At 57.1% G+C, this 18,013-nt stretch carries 16 protein-coding genes; 10 read left to right on the top strand and 6 right to left on the bottom strand.

Annotation, left to right across the window (positions count from 1 at the left end):
* Positions 1-11 precede the first annotated feature (11 nt).
* Entirely contained in the window at positions 12-836 is an 825-nt protein-coding gene (locus AC2AXP_RS06580) for an aminoglycoside adenylyltransferase family protein (RefSeq protein WP_484381507.1), read from the top strand.
* Here the strand turns inward: AC2AXP_RS06580 and AC2AXP_RS06575 are convergent.
* The 3 genes from AC2AXP_RS06575 to AC2AXP_RS06565 form a co-directional block, all read right to left on the bottom strand.
* Positions 833-1,120 (bottom strand): DUF1330 domain-containing protein, encoded by a 288-nt coding sequence (locus AC2AXP_RS06575; RefSeq protein ID WP_004963017.1) that lies wholly within the window; start codon positions 1,118-1,120, stop codon positions 833-835. The two genes, AC2AXP_RS06580 and AC2AXP_RS06575, sit on opposite strands and share 4 nt — an antisense overlap.
* A gap of 1 nt (position 1,121) precedes the next feature.
* A complete protein-coding gene (locus AC2AXP_RS06570; protein WP_004963020.1) occupies positions 1,122-1,799 on the bottom strand; it encodes a GntR family transcriptional regulator in 678 nt (225 codons plus the stop codon).
* Positions 1,800-1,893: 94 nt separating this feature from the next.
* Positions 1,894-2,133 (bottom strand): hypothetical protein, encoded by a 240-nt coding sequence (locus AC2AXP_RS06565; protein ID WP_449145554.1) that lies wholly within the window; start codon positions 2,131-2,133, stop codon positions 1,894-1,896.
* A gap of 148 nt (positions 2,134-2,281) precedes the next feature.
* Here AC2AXP_RS06565 and AC2AXP_RS06560 point away from each other — a divergent pair, with 148 nt between their 5' ends.
* From AC2AXP_RS06560 to AC2AXP_RS06530, 7 genes are all read left to right on the top strand, one after another.
* Positions 2,282-2,884, top strand: coding sequence for an amino acid synthesis family protein (locus tag AC2AXP_RS06560; protein WP_198773094.1), 603 nt, complete (start codon positions 2,282-2,284; stop codon positions 2,882-2,884).
* A complete protein-coding gene (locus AC2AXP_RS06555) occupies positions 2,856-3,698 on the top strand; it encodes an alpha/beta fold hydrolase (protein WP_004963030.1) in 843 nt (280 codons plus the stop codon). Before AC2AXP_RS06560 ends, AC2AXP_RS06555 begins: the two co-directional genes overlap by 29 nt.
* Positions 3,685-4,614: a flavin reductase gene (locus AC2AXP_RS06550; protein WP_088499692.1), complete on the top strand. Its 930-nt coding sequence runs from the start codon at positions 3,685-3,687 to the stop codon at positions 4,612-4,614. The genes AC2AXP_RS06555 and AC2AXP_RS06550 overlap by 14 nt, the downstream gene beginning before the upstream one ends.
* A gap of 19 nt (positions 4,615-4,633) precedes the next feature.
* Positions 4,634-5,671, top strand: a complete 1,038-nt coding sequence (locus tag AC2AXP_RS06545; RefSeq protein ID WP_004963040.1) for an LLM class flavin-dependent oxidoreductase — start codon at positions 4,634-4,636, stop codon at positions 5,669-5,671.
* 9 nt (positions 5,672-5,680) lie between these two features.
* Positions 5,681-7,147 carry an aldehyde dehydrogenase gene (locus AC2AXP_RS06540; protein ID WP_198773095.1) on the top strand — a complete coding sequence of 489 codons (1,467 nt, stop codon included), beginning with the start codon at positions 5,681-5,683 and terminating at the stop codon, positions 7,145-7,147.
* Between the two features lie 201 nt (positions 7,148-7,348).
* Entirely contained in the window at positions 7,349-8,764 is a 1,416-nt protein-coding gene (locus tag AC2AXP_RS06535) for a purine-cytosine permease family protein (protein WP_484381506.1), read from the top strand.
* 360 nt (positions 8,765-9,124) lie between these two features.
* Positions 9,125-10,216: a phytoene/squalene synthase family protein gene (locus tag AC2AXP_RS06530; protein ID WP_484381505.1), complete on the top strand. Its 1,092-nt coding sequence runs from the start codon at positions 9,125-9,127 to the stop codon at positions 10,214-10,216.
* 69 nt (positions 10,217-10,285) lie between these two features.
* Here the strand turns inward: AC2AXP_RS06530 and AC2AXP_RS06525 are convergent, their stop codons facing one another.
* Positions 10,286-11,731: an MFS transporter gene (locus AC2AXP_RS06525; RefSeq protein WP_039992734.1), complete on the bottom strand. Its 1,446-nt coding sequence runs from the start codon at positions 11,729-11,731 to the stop codon at positions 10,286-10,288.
* Between the two features lie 133 nt (positions 11,732-11,864).
* On the opposite strand from AC2AXP_RS06525, the gene AC2AXP_RS06520 reads away from it, so the two are divergent.
* A complete protein-coding gene (locus tag AC2AXP_RS06520) occupies positions 11,865-12,773 on the top strand; it encodes a LysR family transcriptional regulator (RefSeq protein ID WP_449145557.1) in 909 nt (302 codons plus the stop codon).
* A 179-nt stretch (positions 12,774-12,952) separates the two neighbouring features.
* Here AC2AXP_RS06520 and AC2AXP_RS06515 read toward each other — a convergent pair whose 3' ends face one another.
* The gene (locus AC2AXP_RS06515) at positions 12,953-14,425 is read right to left on the bottom strand and encodes a pyridoxal phosphate-dependent decarboxylase family protein (RefSeq protein ID WP_484381504.1); all 1,473 of its coding nucleotides are present in this window, start codon (positions 14,423-14,425) and stop codon (positions 12,953-12,955) included.
* Positions 14,426-14,441: 16 nt separating this feature from the next.
* Positions 14,442-15,824, bottom strand: a complete 1,383-nt coding sequence (locus AC2AXP_RS06510; protein ID WP_039992110.1) for a diaminobutyrate--2-oxoglutarate transaminase — start codon at positions 15,822-15,824, stop codon at positions 14,442-14,444.
* Between the two features lie 528 nt (positions 15,825-16,352).
* Between AC2AXP_RS06510 and AC2AXP_RS06505 the strand changes: the two genes are divergently transcribed.
* The gene (locus AC2AXP_RS06505) at positions 16,353-17,813 is read left to right on the top strand and encodes an NAD-dependent succinate-semialdehyde dehydrogenase (protein ID WP_004963067.1); all 1,461 of its coding nucleotides are present in this window, start codon (positions 16,353-16,355) and stop codon (positions 17,811-17,813) included.
* Positions 17,814-18,013 lie beyond the last annotated feature (200 nt).

Genomic DNA, 18,013 nt, shown 5'->3' with positions numbered 1-18,013 from the left:
AGGAACATCCAATGGATCGGCAGATCCCCATAACGATAACGCGCCAGTTGACGCTCGCCGAGGCGGTGCTGCAACGCCATCTGGGCGACACGCTGTGCGCGATTCATCTTTTTGGCTCGGCGCTCGAAGGCGGGCTGCAAGCGCACAGCGATATTGATCTGCTGGTCACCGTTCACACGCCACCGTCGCCACAGCTGCGTCAGGGGTTGCAGCGCGCGCTGCTGGCGGTTTCGGCTCCGCCGGCGGCAGACAGCGCGCTACGTGCGCTGGAGGTCACGGTCGTCAGTCTGGCAGATATCGTGCCGTGGCGTTATCCGGCGAAACGCGAACTGCAGTTCGGCGAATGGTTACGGCAGGACATTTTGCACCAGCGATTCGAGCTGCCGATGCAGGATCACGATCTGGCGATTCTGCTGAGCAAAGTCCGACAATGCAGTGTGCCACTGAGCGGGCCGGTAGCGCAGGAGCTGTTCGACCCGGTCCCGCAACGGGATTTTTACCAGGCCCTCAGTGACACTGTCACGCAATGGGTTACGCCAGAGGACTGGCAGGGGGACGAGCGCAATATCGTTCTCGCATTAGCTCGCATCTGGTATAGCGCAGCAACCGGGCAGATTGCCCCCAAACAGCAGGCCGCCGCCTGGTTGCTGGAACGCATTGATGCCCGCTATGCGCCGGTATTACGCACCGCGCAGCAGGCCTATCTGGGATTGGGGCCCGACACGCTGGCGGCTCAGGTTGGCGCGACGGCCGAATTCATCAACTTTGCCAAACGCCATATCTGCCGACTGTTGCCGCCAGTGACCCAGGCGAAGCGCACAGATACAGAGGATTAGGCTACCCCATCGACGATGGTAATCATCGCCTCCGCCACGCCGTCGCGCTGCTGCTTCGCCCGCTGATAGGCGTCGGAGTGGTAGCAGGCCAGCGCGGTGGCATAATCGTCAAATTCAATGACGACATGTTTGACATACGCCGGGCCCTCCAACGAGGTTGCCTGCTCGCCGCGCGCCAGAAAACGGGCGTTATACTGCTGAAAAGCCTGCGGGGCGAGGTGCATGTAATGTTGATAGCGTTGCGGATCTTTTACCGTGACGTGAGCAATCCAATACGCGGGCATCTCAGGACTCCTGTTGCAAGATACGTTTTGCCAGGGCAGAGGCTTCGGTCAAATGTTCCAGCACTTCCTGTCTGGCCAATTGCCCATCACCTTGTTCAATGGCGTGATAAATACGCGTCATCCGTTCAAAACCGGCCAGTTGCCGTTCCGGGCTTTTCAGCGTCAGCGCACGCAGTCGGCTGATGCGGCTGTTCAAACGCTGGACGATTTCCCAAGCGATGGCATGATTGGCAACCTGGAAAATAGTTTCATAAAAGGCCTGCGACGCGGCAACGCGCTTAATATCATCCTGTTCAGCTGACGCCTGATTAATCGCCATTAATTTATCGTGCAGTATTTTCTTATCCTGTTTGCTGGCATTCAGTGCACAGTCGTGAGCGGCACTTTGTTCCAATAACAAACGAATATTATAAATTTGCTCCGCAACCTCCCAGGTCAAAATAGCCACAATAGGGCCTTTCTTGGGCAAAATTTCAATTAGCCCTTCGGCTTCAAGGTAACGAATCACTTCGCGCACTACGCTGCGGCTGACGCCCAGGCTGTCGCATAAACTGCGTTCCACCAGGCGATCTCCCGCCTGGAAATATCCCGCAATAATCGCCTGCCTGACTTTTTCCAGCGCCAGTTCACGCAACGTTACCGGGGTATTTTCTATTTTCAACGATGCCTGTTGAACCATGATTGTCTCTATTTTTTAGGATTATCAGTTATCTTTATAACAACAATTAATTGCGCCCATTCAGTTTAGTATTAACATCCTTTCCTCCGCCAAATCAACGACGGTTTTCCCTGCGACAAACGTTGTTCCCTGTCCGACAGGGGTAAATTTGCGATGGCTCACAGAATCGTAATCTAGCGAATAAAAAATCATTTGCCTGCCGCAACGCCTTGCCAATCGGCGTTTTTTCACGCTTTGTCACGCCATCTTTCGGCGTTAAAGCAACGCTGACAGCCGGTAACCAATGGCGACTATTCTTACCGCCAATATCCGCTAACTGATTAAAATTCATCATTAAAATCCTCTATCACAGGGTAGGCGCGCCAACAAAAACAAGAATACCGTATTATGGTATACCAAACTTTGACATACCAATCGATCGAATGATATACCCTCAACTCGAGACAACTCATTAACATTTGATTTACTTTCGAGGCGTTTGTATGCATCCAGATATTCGTAAGACCTTCGTTATCACCGAAACGACCTACAGCGATGGCGGCAAGGCCGCTGGCACGCCGTTGGTGATGATTGCCGCGGTGGCCGTCGTCAAAAACCCGTGGGCCGGCCAGGGCTACGTACAGGATTTGGCGCCAAAAATCCGTGAAATGGCGCCGGTGTTAGGGGAATTGCTCACCGGGCTTATCATCAATGAAGCCGGTTCAGGCGATCGTATCGAAGCCTTTGGCAAAAGCGCCGTCGTTGGCCTGGATGGCGAATTGGAACATGCGTCTGCGCTGATCCATACCTTGCATTTTGGCAATCATTATCGCTCGGCGGTGAACGGCAAAAGCTACCTGGCATTTAACAATACGCGCGGTCCGGCCAACGCGCCGATTCTGATCCCGATGATGGGTAAAAACGACGAAGGGAGCCGCGAGCATTACCTGACGTTCCAGTTCAACATCAACGACGCGCCTTTCAGCGACGAAATCGTGATTGCTTTGGGCGCGGCGCTGGGGGGCAGACCTCATCATCGTATCGGCAACCGTTATATGGACTTGAAAGAGTTAGGACATGATCAGGAAAACCCAGCAGCTGTTTAACAACATGAAGGTCAGCTACCTGGAGGCGGGCGAAGGCGCGCCACTGGTACTGATCCATGGCGTCGGCATGAACGCCGAGTGCTGGTATCCGCAGCTCGAAGCGTTCAGCCGCGATTACCGGGTCATCGCCGTCGATATGCCGGGCCATGGCCAGAGCGACGGCTTTCGACAGGCGGCAACGCTTGAAGATTACGTCCACTGGCTGGCGGACTTTCTTGCCACCCAGCCCGAGGCTGATTTTGCCGTCGCTGGGCATTCGATGGGGGCGTTGATTACCGCCGGGTTCGCCATTGAATACCCCGAGCGCACCAACCATGCGGTGGTGATCAGCGGCGTGTTCCAGCGTTCACCGCAGGCCAGCCAGGCGGTCTTAGATCGTGCCGAACAACTGTCGCGCGGCCAGGCCCAGTTGGATTCGCCGCTGACGCGCTGGTTCAGCGCCACCCCCGGCGAGCAACGGCTGCGCGAACAGGTGGGCGATTGGCTGCAACAGGTAGATCTGCAGGGCTATGCACGTGCCTATCAGGCGTTCGCCGCCGGCGATCGCGTCTATGCCTCACGCTGGTCATCGCTGCGCTGTCCGGTGCTGGTGATCACCGGCGAATTCGACGCCAACTCCAGTCCGGAGATGGCCAGACAAATGGCACTGGCCGCGCCCAACGGGCGGGCGGTGATTATCGACAACGCTAAACATATGGTCAGTTTGACAGATGCGCAGCGGGTGAATGCCGAAATCCTCGGTTTTTTATCACCCACGGCGCAGCGGCAGACCAGCCAAAACGATATTGAAGGAGTGATCAATGGACGCGGATAAACGCAGACAGCTGCGCGACGCCTTTGGCGCGTTTATGACCGGAGTCACCGTCGTAACCTCGGTGGATAAGCACAATAAGCCGATTGGTTTTACCGCCAACTCGTTTTCATCGGTATCGCTGGATCCGGCGTTGCTGCTGGTGAGCATCGACAAGCGTTCGGCCAATCTGGACAACTTCACGCAATGCAGCCACTTCGCCATCAATATTCTGTCTGAGCAGCAGAAAGAGACCTCCAATATTTTTGCCCAGAGAATTGACGATCGCTTTGCGCTGATTGACTGGCGCTGGAGCGACGCGGGGGTGCCGCTGATTGACCACAGTTCGGCGTGGTTTGACTGCGCGCTGCACCAGGTGGTGGACGCCGGCGATCACGCCATTTTGATCGGCAGGGTCGAACAGTTCGAATCCAATGCCACCGCCGGATTGGGCTATTACCGCGGCGCCTACTTCACGCCATATCAGAATACCGAATCGCTGATCACCAGCCCAACGGTCGTAGTCAGTGCGTTGATTGAGTTTGATGGCCAGGCGGTGATGGTCAAGCAGGCCGACGGCGGCTACGCCTTGCCGAGTTGCGAGGTGGGGGAGCGCAGCGTCAGCGAAACGCTGGATCTGCTGATGAACCAGTTGGAGATCGGTGCCAACCCCGGCTTTGTCTATTCCATCTATGACGATCGTCTACGGCACAAACAGCATATCGTGTTCCTGTGTGCCTTGCCGACCGAGTCCGGCAGCATGACGCTCGCTATGCGCCACGCCGAATGGTTCAAGCTCGACCGCCTGGCGGCAATGCCGATTAAAGACACCGCGTTGCAATCGATGATGAACCGTTTTGTGCGAGAAAACGCAGTGGGTAATTACAGCATTTATTACGGCGATGAGAACCAAGGCGCCATCAAACAATTTGCCAGCTAACCGTAATCGGGAGTGAGTGATGAAACTGTCTTTATTCGTTCATATGGAAAGGACGTTACCCGAAGAATCCCAGCAAAAACTTTATGAGGAGATGCTGCAACTGTGTGAAATTGCCGACCGCGGAGGCATGCATGCCATCTGGACCGGTGAGCACCACGGCATGAATTTTACCATTGCGCCCAATCCTTTCATCAACCTGGTGGATATCGCCCACCGAACCTCGCGAGTGCGGCTGGGCACCGGCACCATCATCGCGCCGTTCAATCACCCGATCCGTCTGGCCGGCGAAGCGGCGATGACCGACATCATCACCGACGGTCGTTTGGAGCTGGGTATTGCCCGCGGAGCCTATTCCTACGAGTATGAGCGCCTGATGCCGGGGCTGACCGCCTGGGATGCCGGCCAGCGCATGCGCGAACTGATCCCGGCGGTCAAGCAACTGTGGCAGGGCGATTATGCCCATCAGGGCGAGTACTGGTCGTTCCCGTCAACCACCTCGTCGCCATTGCCAAAACAGCAGCCGCACCCGCCAATCTGGGTGGCGGCGCGTGACCCAAACAGCCACGAATTTGCGGTTAAAAACGGCTGTAACGTCCAGGTGACGCCGCTGCATCAGGGAGAAGAAGAGATCGTGCGGCTGGTCACCTGTTTCAAAGAAACCTGCCAACGTATCAAACCGGAGCAGCCGCTGAAAATCATGCTGTTGCAGCACGGTTATGTTGCCGAGGACGAGGCCGACGCCCAGCAGGCCGCTGTGGAGTTCAACCGCTTCTACAATTATTTCGGCGCCTGGTTCAAGAATGAGCGCCCGGTTTCGCAGGGCATGCTGCAACCGCTGAGTGATGAAGAGATAGCCGCCAATAGCTACTATTCGCCACAGGCGATGCGCCAGAACCTGGCGATCGGCACCGCCAATGAAGTGATCGCCCGACTGAAGAAATACCAGGATCTGGGCTACGAAGAGTTTGCCCTGTGGATTGACAGCGGCATGAGCTTCGAGCGCAAGAAAGCCTCGCTTGAGCGCTTCATCAACGGCGTGATGCCTGAGTTTCACTAGGGGGACGGCATGGAATTTTTCAAACTCTACATCAACGGTCAGTTTGACGCCGGGGCGGCACGCTTTCCCTCGCTCAACCCGGCGACCAACACGCCGTGGGCCGAGGTTGCGGAAGCGCGCAGCGCCGAGGTAAACCGCGCGGTGGAGGCTGCTCATCAGGCTTTCCACAGCGAGCGCTGGCGCAACATGACCGCCAGCGCACGTGGCAAACTCTTGCTGCGGCTGGCGGATCTGCTGGAACAGCATGCGCCGGAGCTGGCGCGGCTTGAAACCCTGGACACCGGCAAGATCATCCGCGAAACGCAGGCGCAGATTGCCTACGTCGCCGAGTATTACCGCTATTACGCCGGCATTGCCGATAAAATGTCCGGTAGCGTGTTGGCCATCGACAAAGCGGATATGGAAACCTGGGTGCGTCGCGAGCCGATTGGCGTCGTTGCCGCCATCATTCCCTGGAATAGCCAGCTGTTTCTGTCGGCGGTAAAAATTGGTCCGGCGATTGCGGCGGGCTGTACGCTGGTGGTTAAAGCCTCTGAATCCGCGCCGGCGCCGATGCTGGCCTTTGCGCAACTGATCGACCAGGCCGGTTTTCCACCCGGCGTGTGCAATATCATCACCGGCTTTGCCGAACAATGCGGCTCGGTGCTGACCGCGCACCCGTTGGTCGATCATATCGCCTTTACCGGCGGCGCCGACACCGCCAGGCACATTGTTCGTAGCAGCGCCGACAACCTGGCCAGCACCTCGCTGGAACTGGGAGGCAAATCGCCGTTTATGGTATTTGAAGATGCCGATCTGGACAGCGCAGCCAATGCGCAGGTGGCGGCGATCTTCTCCGCCTCCGGGCAGAGCTGCGTCGCCGGATCGCGCTTGCTGGTAGCGGAAAGCATTAAATCGGCGTTCTTGGCCAAGCTGACCGAAAAGGCACGCAGTATCGTTATTGGCGCGCCGCAGCAGCCGGAAACGCAGTTTGGCCCCTTGTGTACGCTACAGCAAAAAACGCGCATTCATGCCATCGTCAGCCGTTCGCTAACGCAGGGGGCAGAATTGGTGACCGGGCATCATGAAGTCGACCTGCCGGGGTTTTACTACCCGCCAACCATCATCGATTGCAGCCGAAATCCGCAAGCAGACTGCGTGACACAAGAGTTGTTCGGCCCGGTGTTGTCGGTACTCAGCTTTAAGGATGAGGCCGATGCGCTGCGCCTGGCCAATGCAACGGCGTACGGGCTGGCCGCAGGCATCTTTACCCGCAACCTGACGCGCGCCCACCGCGTCACACGCCGATTGCGTGCCGGCGTGGTGTGGCTCAACACCTACCGCGCGGTATCACCGCTGGCGCCGTTCGGCGGTTACGGCCAATCCGGCTTTGGTCGGGAAGGCGGATTCGATGCGGCGTTGGAGTACACCACCAGCAAAACGGTGTGGCTGCGCACCAGTGATGATCCTATCGACGATCCTTTCATCATGCGCTAACCGCTGGCCGTGACGGGCAGTCAAATGCCCGCCATGGCGGGCAATAATCCGCTGTGACACCCGCTCGCGCCGGCGTCAGGAGATACACATTCGGCTAATCAGGCTCTGATAACACGCGCTGTTGTCCGGTTAACTGCGCATTTTTTCCAGCCACAACCCTACAACCGTTAAAAATAATAATTCACTCCACGCGGAGGATATATGCATTCTCAGCCAGACCAGACAACGCTTATTGAAGATAAATCAATTGACTATGTGCCCGCCAACGAACGCCACGGCCACGCCCGCAGTCTGTTTACCCTGTGGTTTTGCACCAACATCGCGCCGCTGGCGGTGGTGACCGGCGCGATTGCCACTCACACTTTCCATCTGAACGTGCTTTCAGCACTGACGGCCATTATTGCCGGCCATCTGTTTGGGGGGATTTTTCTAGCGCTCACCTCTGCCCAGGGACCACAGGTCGGCATCCCGCAGATGGTACAAAGCCGCGCACAGTTCGGCCGCTACGGTTCGCTGCTGGTCATTGTTTTCACCACGGTGATTTATCTCGGCTTTTTCATTTCGAACATCACGCTGTCGGGCAAGGTGATCAACAACGTGATCCCGGCGCTGGAGATCCGTAGCGCAACCATTATCGGCGCGATAGTCGCGACGCTGATTGGCGTGATCGGCTATAACTTCATTCACAAGATCAACAAGGTTGGCGCCTGGATCATGGGCAGTGCCTTGCTGCTCGGACTGTGGCTGATGCTGACGCAACCGTTGCCGGCCGACTTCTGGCAGCGGGGCAGTTTTAGCCTCACCGGCTGGTTCGCCACCTTTTGCATTTGCGCCGTGTGGCAGGTGAGCTTCTCGCCGTATACCTCGGACTACTCGCGTTATCTGCCCAAAAGCGTGGGTATTTTTCAACCCTTTATCTACACCTATCTGGGGGCTTGCTGCGGCACCATTCTGGCATTCGTCTTCGGCATGGTGGCCGTCAATCTGGTGGGGGGGACTGACGATGCCATGGTGGCGGTACGCCAGGCCACCGGCTGGTTAGGGCCGATTTTGATGGTATTGTTTCTGGTCAATATCATCTGTCACAACTCGATGAATCTGTATGGCGCGGTGCTGTCATTGATCACCTCGGTACAGACCTTTATGCCGCAATGGTTGCCCAATGCGCGCATCCGCATTCTGTTTTCACTGCTGGTGCTGGTGAGCTCGGTACTGGTAGCGCTGGTGGCCTCGGCCAATTTTGTCCAGGTGTTCCTCAACCTGATTTTTGCCCTGATTTCGGTGCTGATTCCCTGGTGCATGATCAACCTGATCGACTTCTACCTGATTAACCGGCAACGCTATGATACCGAATCGATTTTTAGCGCCGACGGCGGCCGTTACGGCCTGATCAACCGCCGGGCTCTGCTGGTTTACTTTGGCGGCATCGTGGTGCAATTGCCGTTTGTCGATAACGCCTTTTTTGCCGGTCCGTATGCCAATCTGCTGCCGGGCACCGATATCTCCTGGGTAATCAGCCTGGTAGTTACCGCTATCGCCTATCCGCTGCTGTATCGCAAACCGCCTGCATGGACGGCAAAGGGCATACGAGTAAACGCCAACGGCATCGATCGCTAAACGGCAGGCCAGCCCGCATCGTCGGGCTGGTGGTTAAATCAAGGGGGTGCCTCTGCACGGCAGATCCGATAATAGCTGCGCCATAAAACCTTAACCCATTGAAATAAAAGCGCTACAAAGCTGGCGTTAGTCGGGGTTTTATTCTAGATTTAAATCCCCTTTGGCAGTAACAGCTGGTTGAGCCTTGAGGTTAAGGGTCGCACATCCGCACTTGCTATCATCAATTGGCAACGGCTCTCTATTCCTGACGTTCACCTTTGGCTGCACGGTACAGACTCTTTTGCTTATGCCGGGGTTAACGCATCAATTTATCTTGAAAGGAGCAGTCGTGTTAAGCAAGTTGGGCCTGGAGACGCTGTTATGAAACGTGCTTTGTTAGCAAGATACGCCACACTTTTCGCGTCCCCCTCATCCGAACCGATGGCATTTCAGAATGGCATGTTACCGCTAGTGTCGCGAACCTTTGCGCTGACCATTCCTCAACTGCCGTCCGAATTACAACCTGTTGTCATCAATGCCTATTTATTATGCCGAATGGCCGATACCATCGAAGATGAACCCACCATTTCTGCTGAAGATAACCACAACATCGGGCTGGCGTTTTTAGATGTAGTGCAAGGGAAAACGCCAATACAGCCTTTCGCAGACAACACCTTTCAGCGGCTATCTGAGGCCACGCCAGACGCCGAGAGAAAATTGTTCCTTCATTTTCCAAAAATTCTGCATATCACTGGCAAGTTCAACCAACCTCAACAGGATGCCGTTTTTCGCTGCATCAAGATTATGCTGGCTGGCATGGCACAGTATCACGCCATTGCCCGGGCGGACGGTTTGCCGTCACTGGTATCACTACAGCACTATTGCTACTGCGCGGCAGGCGTCGTCGGCGAAATGCTCACCGATTTATTCCTTGAATATGAGCCAGCTATAGCCTGCGATCGTCACACCCTGTACGCCCAGTCACGTTCGTTTGGTCAAGGGCTACAATTGACCAATATTCTTAAAGATCTGTGGGAAGACCATAACCGCGGGATTTGTTGGCTGCCAAAAGACGTTCTTGCTCGACATGGCGTTGATCGCAGCTCACTGAGTCGAGATCAAAATGATCCTGTATTGGCAGCCGTTATTAATGAGTTGATAGACTTGGCACACGCTTCTTTACTCGACGGGCTTGACTACGCACTCTCATTCACTGGCCCTAAACTGCGAGGCATCCGCCGTTTTTGCCTGTGGACCATTGGCCTTGCGCTACTGACATTGCGCAATATACGTTCTAGTCCCGGTTTTTCCAGCGCCAGCGAGATAAAAACATCGCACACGGCGGTAGCTGGGTTAATCACTTTAGAATGTATGGTGGGCGGGAATGACGCTCTTGTTCGACGCCTGTTTTCTTCATTTCCGGCTGCGCCAGCCGCAAGCGCTGTCGCCAGGCGCCGCAATCACGGCGGATGACGGCGACGTCTGGCGGGACACACTGCTGCGCCGCATACCCAGGCCACGCTATCCCTCTGGGGCCGTGTACTACGCCCGGTTTTGCCGTTGGGCGCCGATTCTGCGCAAACGGCTGACGCTGAATGCGCCCGCCAACAGCGTAGTGGCCACCGCCAGCCACAGGCTCAAACGTACCGCCTGGGCTTCAACCGCGACGATTCCCATGCCCGTGGCGCCTGAATGCGCGGCAACCGACAGCATCACCCCCACCAACGCCGCACCAAGGCACTGGCCGAAAGTGCGCACAATCGCCAGCACGCCGGAAGCATAACCGCTGTTTTCCCGCGACGCGTTTGACAACATTTCGCGATTATTGGGGCTTTGAAAGCAGCCAAAACCGATGCCGCACACCAGGCTGCGCATGCCGATATCCCACGCAGAGGCCGCTTCGGGCAACCACGCCAACAGACTCAGACCGACGGCAAACACGCCCAAACCCAGAGTGGAAATCATCGCTGGCGAATGGCGGTCGGCCAGGCGACCGGCGTGAGGCGCGGCCAGCATGATACCCAACGGCCAGGGGGTGAACAGCAGTGCCGAAAACAGCGCGCTATAGCCGTAAACCTGCTGAAATAAAAACGGCAGGGCCACGAAGGTAATACCCTGGCTGACAAACGACGCCAACGAGGTTAATGCGGCTAATGAAAAGCGTGTCGAGGCGAATATCGTCAGTGGCAACAGCGGCTTGGGCGCCCGGCGCTGACGGCGGATAAAGGCCACCCCGGCTATCGACGCAACCAATGCGTAAGCCAGCGCGGAAAGCAGCGAATTGGCGCTAAACGCTGCTGCATCAGAAAAGCTGTTGGCCAACATGATCAACGCCCCCAGGCTCGCGGCGGACAGCAGCGCGCCGGCCACGTCAAACGGCTCTCGCGAGGTCGCGGTACCGGGGATGGCGCGCCAGGCCAGCGTCAGAGCCGCCATCCCCAGTGGAAGATTGAGGGCGAACAGCCACTGCCAGCTCAAGGCCGACAGCAGGGTACCACCGACAATCGGTGCAATGGCGGTAATGCTGGCGATCAGCAGCGCGTTGATGCCCAATATGCGCCCCAGCAGGCGGTTGGGGAAAATCGAGCGCAGGATCGCCGGCGCAATGCTCAAGGTGGCGGCACCGCCAACGCCTTGCAACAGACGCATCGCAATCAGCATCTCCAACGAACTCGACAGGGCGCAGCCCAAAGACGCGAGGGTGAACACGCCAAGACCAAACAGAAACAGGCTGCGAAAACCGATCCGGCTGGCGAGCGCGGCAAAGATTGCCAGCGTCATGGCAGCCGACAGCAAATAACCGTTGGCCACCCACACCGTAGCGGCGGCAGAAACGCCCAGCGCCTGGGCCATTTGCGGCAACGCGATATTAACCATGGTGCCGTCAAAAACCACCATGGTAGTGGTGGTCATGACCGCTAGCATTGCCAGGCCACGTTCGCGCCCCGGCAGTCCTTCATCGTTTGGCTGGTTGGAGAAGAGTTCCATCAGCAGCACTCCGTGGTAGTGATAGTTGGTAGTGCCAAGATAACCCTGTAGGATAAGAGGCGGAAGGCGCAGCATTTGCAGTTATAACCTGCACCAAACGCCTTATCTTGCCACCCACCACGAGCGTCCACCGATGGCTGAACCCGATCTTAATTTGCTGATTGCGCTAAATGCGTTGCTGGCTGAAGGCAGCGTAGCCAGAGCGGCGCAGCGTCTTGGCCTGAGCGCTTCGGCGATGAGTCGAACCTTGGCTCGCCTGCGCAGCGTTACCGGCGATCCGTTACTGGTACGGGCTGGGCGCAATATGGTGCTGACGCCGCACGCCGAACAGATCCGCGACCGTACGCAACATGCCGCCGGCGAGGCGTTGGCACTGCTGCGACCGGCCAGCTCGGCGCTGGATCTGGCGCAACTGGATCGCACCTTCGTCATTCGCGCCAATGACGGCTTTGTCGAGACGCTTGGCCCTGCGTTGATTGCCGCAGCGGCCAAGGCGGCGCCGCGGGTGCGGCTGCGCTTTGCGCCTAAACCGCAAAAAACCGCGCGCTACCTGCGCGAGGGGCTGGTGGACCTGGAAATTGGCGTGCTGGGGAATATGGGGCCGGAAATCCGCATCCAGCGGCTGTTCGACGATCGTTTTGTTGCCGTGGTCAGAAGCGGGCACCCGTTGACGGTGGCAGCAACCCTCAGCGCCAGAGACTACGCCGCATGCGACCATGTGGTCGCCTCGCGACGAGGCCAGCCTTATGGGCCGGTCGACGAGGCATTGGCTGAACAGGGGCTGACGCGCAACATTGCCGCCGTAGTGCCGGGCTTTCCGGCGGCGCTGGCGGTGGCACAGGCCTCCGATCTGGTGGCGCTGGTGCCGGCGTCCTATTTGCGCAACGCAGAGCCAGGCATGGCGCTGCTACAGGCGTTTGAACTGCCGGTAAAAACTCACGGCATAACCGTGTCGCAAATGTGGCACCCGCGTATGGAGATGGAACCTGCCCACCGCTGGCTGCGACAGTTGGTATTACACACCTGCAGCCGCCGATGTTGACGGTGACGCCACGGTCGACTTTGCGGTTCATGTGGAAGTGGTCGACGCGAGCCCGTTCGATATCAATGCCAATCATTTCACCCTGTAACCACGCTGATACCCGTCTAGCTACGCTGAAAACAAAAAGCCACCCGTCAGTTGAACGGGTGGCTTTTTCGTGATGCGGAACAACGGGCAGATTACGCCGCCAGGATTTCCTGAGCGGTGCGTTCAACCAGCGCCAACAGCACTTTGATGTCTTCCAGCGTCACCGTCGGGTTCAACAGCGTCAGCTTCAGGCAGGTTACGCCGGCAAACTCGGTAACGCCGACGTTGGCACTCCCTGACTCCAGCAGCACATCACCAATTTTCTGGTTGTGCAACGCCACCGCCGCATCGCCGGCCGCCGCCAGCTGGGCAGGGCGATAACGGAACAGCACGCTGGCCAACTGCGGCTGCATCACCAGTTCCAGCGCCGGCTGCTCGCTGACATACTGTGCAACCTGTTGTGCCAGGGTCACGCCGTGATCGATGATCGCCGCGTATTGCTTCTGCCCCAGCGCTTCCAGTCCCATCCACAGCTTCAAGGCATCAAAGCGGCGGGTGGTTTGCAACGACTTGGATACCAGATTAGGTACGCCCTGAGCCTCGTCAAACTCGGAGTTCAGATAGGCCGCCTGATAGCGCATCAGTTCATAATGGCGCGCCTCTTTTAACAGGAAGGCGCCACAGCTGATGGTCTGGAAGAACTGCTTGTGGAAATCCAGGGTAATGGAATCCACCAGTTCAATACCGTCCAGATAGTCGCGATACTTTTCCGACAGCAACAGCGCGCCGCCCCAGGCCGCATCAACGTGCAGCCAGATCTGATGCTCGGCCGCCAAGCCGGCAATCGCCCGCAGCGGATCGATGGCGCCAGCGTCGGTGGTACCGGCGGTGGCAACAATCGCCAGCACCTGCTCACCGTTGGCCTGCGCCTGCGCCAGTTTGTCGGCCAGATCGTTGACGTCCATACGGGCAAAGCGATCGGTTTTAACCAGCGTAACGGATTGATAGCCCAGTCCGAGCAACGCCATGTTCTTCTGCACCGAGAAATGGGCGTTTTCCGAGCAGAATACCTTAATCTTGCGCAGGTCGCCGATCAGGCCATCTTGCTGGACAGAATGTCCCTGACGCGCAAAGAACGCGTCACGCGCCAGCATCAACCCCATCAGATTGCTCTGGGTACCGCCGCTGGTGAACACCCCGGCATCGCCAGCCTGATAACCTACCTGGGTGCGCAGCCATTCGATCAGCTTCATCTCGATGATGGTGGCCGACGGGCTTTGATCCCAGGAGTCCATGCTCTGGTTGGTGGCGTTGATCAGCACTTCGGCGGCCTGGCTGACCACCAGGCTCGGGCAGTGCAGGTGCGCAACGCACTGCGGGTGATGCACCGACAGACTGTCTTTTAGAAAGTACTCAATCGCACGCTCAATCGCGGCCTGGTTACCCAGGCCTTGAGGGTTAAAATCAAGCCGGATACGCTCGCGCAGTTCGGCAACGGTTTTGCCCTGATACATCTCGGGCTGTTGCAGCCATTGCACTACCGCCTGGCTGGTCTGCGCGATCGCTTGCTGGTAGGCTTCGGTGCTGTGCGCAGACGCCGCCAGAATCGGGTTTGACTCGGACATTACCAATTTACTCCACTCAAACCGGTCGGACGCCAGCGGACAGCAGGGCGTTCTCGAACTTGTCCAGGAAAATGTTCAGTTCATCGTTAGTGATCAACAGCGAAGGCAGCAGACGCAGCACGCAACCGTTGCGACCGCCGCGCTCCAGGATCAGACCGGCTTCGAAGCATTTTTTCTGCAACAGGGCAGACAGCTCGCCATCGGCAGGGTAGCACCCCATATGATCCTGCGGCTGCTCCGGCTTGACGATCTCGATACCGATCATCAGGCCCAGGCCGCGTACGTGGCCAATCACCGGATAACGTTTTTGCAGCTCGGCCAGTTGGCCTTTCAGCCACTCGCCTTGCTCGGCCACTTTGGCCGCCACCTGGTTTTCCTTCAGGAACTTCAGGGTAGTCAGACCGGTCGCCATCGCCAACTGGTTGCCGCGGAAGGTACCGGTGTGATGGCCAGGCTCCCAGGCGTCGAACTGCTTTTTGATACCCAGCACGGCCAACGGCAGACCGCCGCCAACCGCTTTCGACATGACGATGATGTCTGGCTCGATGCCAGCATGCTCAAAGGCAAACAGCTTGCCGGTACGGGCGAAACCAGCCTGAACTTCATCGATGATCAGCAGAATGCCGTGCTCCTGCGTCACCTTGCGAATGCGTTGCAACCATTCGACCGGCGCCGGGTTAACGCCGCCTTCGCCTTGCACCGCTTCCAGGATCACCGCTGCCGGTTTGCGCACGCCGCTTTCAACGTCGTTGATCAGGTTTTCGAAGTAATAGGTCAGCGCTTTCTCACCGGCTTCACCGCCGATACCCAGCGGGCAGCGGTACTGGTGCGGGTAAGGCATAAACTGGACTTCCGGCATCATGCCGTTGATCGCCGCCTTCGGCGACAGGTTGCCGGTTACCGCCAGCGCGCCATGGGTCATGCCGTGATAGCCGCCGGAGAAGCTGATCACGCCGCTACGGCCGGTATGCTTCTTGGCCAGCTTCAGTGCGGCTTCAACGGCGTCAGCGCCGGAAGGGCCGCAGAATTGCAGGCAATACTCTTCGCCAGCGCCCGGCAATAAAGACAACAGATAATCTGAGAACTGGTCTTTCAACGGCGTAGTCAGATCGAGGGTATGTAACGGCAAGCCGCTAGTAATGACATTTTGGATGCTTTGCAGAACATCAGGGTGGTTATGACCCAGCGCCAGCGTACCGGCACCTGCCAGACAATCAAGATATTGGTTGTTTTCAACATCAGTAATCCAAACGCCTTGTGCTTTGGCAATCGCCAACGGCAACTTACGTGGATAACTCCTAACGTTCGACTCAAATTCAGCTTGTCGCGCCAAATAGGTTTCGTTGTTTCCGTTTAATGTATTCGCACCTAAAGTATCAATACGGACTTTATCCGTCATCATATCTCTCCTACAACCGGGGTTATCAGCACGCCGCAGTTGAATAAACAGGTTAAAAAGTAAATGGGCCATGCATAAAGCGCGGCCAATATATGGCTTTTTAAGGTTGTACTCAATAATTAATTGTATTTAGATTTATTAATTGTTTTCCCCATGTTAATCAACGGGTTATTTGGTTTGAAAATTGCCCTTTTCGCGGAGGTTTTAACCGCTGGCCATGCGTCTGGTGGGGGTGACGGCGTCACCATGAAACATAAATGTAATAAATGACATTCAACTGGACATAATGATGATGCCGCTGCAATAAATCTGGCGGATCATGCCACGTCACCGCCAACAGATTTTACGTAGCGCGATCAAAATGACCCGAGCCTGGCACCGGCCTGACCGGCATTGCGGTGGTCCTCGGCATAAAATGTTGTTACTTACTGAAAAACCGCTGCACGATTTCACCGCGAGCCGGCATTACGCAGTCATCGTTACCCGTACTTCGCTAGAGTAAAAACTACGCTGAAAAAGGGGGACACTATGCTTGCTCAACGCTTGAACGATCGACAACTGCTGCGCCAACAGGCTTTCTTTGCCGGTAGCTGGTCCAGCGCCGACGGTGGGGAAACGCTGTCGGTAACCAATCCTGCCAACGGCGAGATACTGGCCACGGTGCCGGCACTCGGCGCCGCCGAAACCACCCGCGCCATTGCCTTTGCCGAAGCCGCCCGCCATCACTGGGGGCAAACCAGCAATGCCCAGCGCGCGCAGCTGTTGGAGAACTGGCATCAACTGATCCTCGCCAACGCCGACGATCTGGCCACGCTGATGACCGCCGAGCAGGGCAAACCACTGGCCGAGGCCAAGGGTGAAGTGCTGTACGGCGCCGGCTTCGTTAAATGGTTTGCGGAAGAGGCACGCCGCATCTATGGCGAAACCATCCCCGCCCCGAGTGGCGATCGGCGCATTATGGTGCTGAAACAGCCGGTAGGAGTGGCTGCGGCGATTACGCCGTGGAATTTCCCCATTGCGATGATCACCCGTAAAGTAGCACCGGCGCTAGCGGCCGGCTGCCCAATCGTGGTGAAACCGTCGGAGCTGACGCCGCTCTGCGCGCTGGCACTGATGGAACTGGCCACCCGCGCCGGTTTCCCGCCCGGGGTACTGCAAATCCTCACCGGTCTGCCGCAGGAGATTGGCGCCACCCTGACCGCCAGTCGCACGGTACGCAAAATCTCCTTTACCGGCTCCACCCGCGTGGGGCAACTGCTGATGCAGCAAAGTGCCGACAGCATCAAACGCCTCAGCCTGGAATTGGGCGGCAATGCGCCGCTGATTGTCTTTGACGATGCCGATCTGGAGATCGCCGTTGCCGGCGTGATGACCAGCAAATTCCGCAATGCCGGTCAAACCTGCGTGTGTGCCAACCGCATTCTGGTTCAGCGCGGCATCTATCCGCGTTTTGTCGAGCGGCTGCTGGCTGACGTAGCGAAACTGACCGTTGGCGATGGTTTCAGTGCAGACAGCACCCTCGGCCCGCTGATCAACGCGGCGGCAGTGGCCAAGGTCAATGGGCATATTGATGATGCGCTCAGCCACGGGGCGACGCTGTTGGCCGGCGGTATCATGCAGGGAGAGGGCAATTTTGTGGCGCCCACGGTGTTGGGTGAAGTTACCGCCGCGATGCGCATTGCCCACGAGGAGACGTTCGGCCCGGTAGCGCCGTTATTCGTGTTTGACAACGAACAGCAGGCGATCGCCATGGCCAATGATACGCCTTATGGTCTGGGCGCCTATTTCTTTACCGAAGACCTGCGCCGCGCGTGGCGGGTTGGCGAAGCGCTGGAGTTTGGCATGGTGGGTTACAACACCGGCGCCATCTCGTTGGAAGTCGCGCCCTTTGGTGGCATAAAAATGTCTGGCGTCGGGCGAGAAGGCTCCCATTACGGCATTGATGAATATCTTGAAATTAAAGCGTTTCATTTTGGCAGTCTGTGCTGAAATTAATCGCAGTCATTCATTTAACACGCCCGTGCGGATTAATTCCCACGGGCGTGATGCTATTTACTACCGCCGGCGGTTGGCAGCCGCGCTGACTTATTTGGTGCAGCATTATAACAACTCTGCCCTGCGATGGTGCGCTTATATTGTGATGTAAATCATCTATTTACCATTGCGGTTTATCGATGAAATTTCACCCT

The sequence above is a fragment of the Serratia sp. Sp408 genome (assembly GCF_057180665.1).
The sequence above is the reverse complement of the archived record's forward strand: the minus strand, read 5'-3'. Positions and strand labels throughout refer to the sequence as shown.

Coding starts and splice junctions, on each gene's coding strand:
- AC2AXP_RS06580 (WP_484381507.1), top strand. CDS start 12: ATGGATCGGCAGATCCCCATAACGATAACGCGCCAGTTGACGCTCGCC.
- AC2AXP_RS06575 (WP_004963017.1), bottom strand. CDS start 1,120: ATGCCCGCGTATTGGATTGCTCACGTCACGGTAAAAGATCCGCAACGC.
- AC2AXP_RS06570 (WP_004963020.1), bottom strand. CDS start 1,799: ATGGTTCAACAGGCATCGTTGAAAATAGAAAATACCCCGGTAACGTTG.
- AC2AXP_RS06565 (WP_449145554.1), bottom strand. CDS start 2,133: ATGATGAATTTTAATCAGTTAGCGGATATTGGCGGTAAGAATAGTCGC.
- AC2AXP_RS06560 (WP_198773094.1), top strand. CDS start 2,282: ATGCATCCAGATATTCGTAAGACCTTCGTTATCACCGAAACGACCTAC.
- AC2AXP_RS06555 (WP_004963030.1), top strand. CDS start 2,856: ATGATCAGGAAAACCCAGCAGCTGTTTAACAACATGAAGGTCAGCTAC.
- AC2AXP_RS06550 (WP_088499692.1), top strand. CDS start 3,685: ATGGACGCGGATAAACGCAGACAGCTGCGCGACGCCTTTGGCGCGTTT.
- AC2AXP_RS06545 (WP_004963040.1), top strand. CDS start 4,634: ATGAAACTGTCTTTATTCGTTCATATGGAAAGGACGTTACCCGAAGAA.
- AC2AXP_RS06540 (WP_198773095.1), top strand. CDS start 5,681: ATGGAATTTTTCAAACTCTACATCAACGGTCAGTTTGACGCCGGGGCG.
- AC2AXP_RS06535 (WP_484381506.1), top strand. CDS start 7,349: ATGCATTCTCAGCCAGACCAGACAACGCTTATTGAAGATAAATCAATT.
- AC2AXP_RS06530 (WP_484381505.1), top strand. CDS start 9,125: ATGAAACGTGCTTTGTTAGCAAGATACGCCACACTTTTCGCGTCCCCC.
- AC2AXP_RS06525 (WP_039992734.1), bottom strand. CDS start 11,731: ATGGAACTCTTCTCCAACCAGCCAAACGATGAAGGACTGCCGGGGCGC.
- AC2AXP_RS06520 (WP_449145557.1), top strand. CDS start 11,865: ATGGCTGAACCCGATCTTAATTTGCTGATTGCGCTAAATGCGTTGCTG.
- AC2AXP_RS06515 (WP_484381504.1), bottom strand. CDS start 14,425: ATGTCCGAGTCAAACCCGATTCTGGCGGCGTCTGCGCACAGCACCGAA.
- AC2AXP_RS06510 (WP_039992110.1), bottom strand. CDS start 15,824: ATGACGGATAAAGTCCGTATTGATACTTTAGGTGCGAATACATTAAAC.
- AC2AXP_RS06505 (WP_004963067.1), top strand. CDS start 16,353: ATGCTTGCTCAACGCTTGAACGATCGACAACTGCTGCGCCAACAGGCT.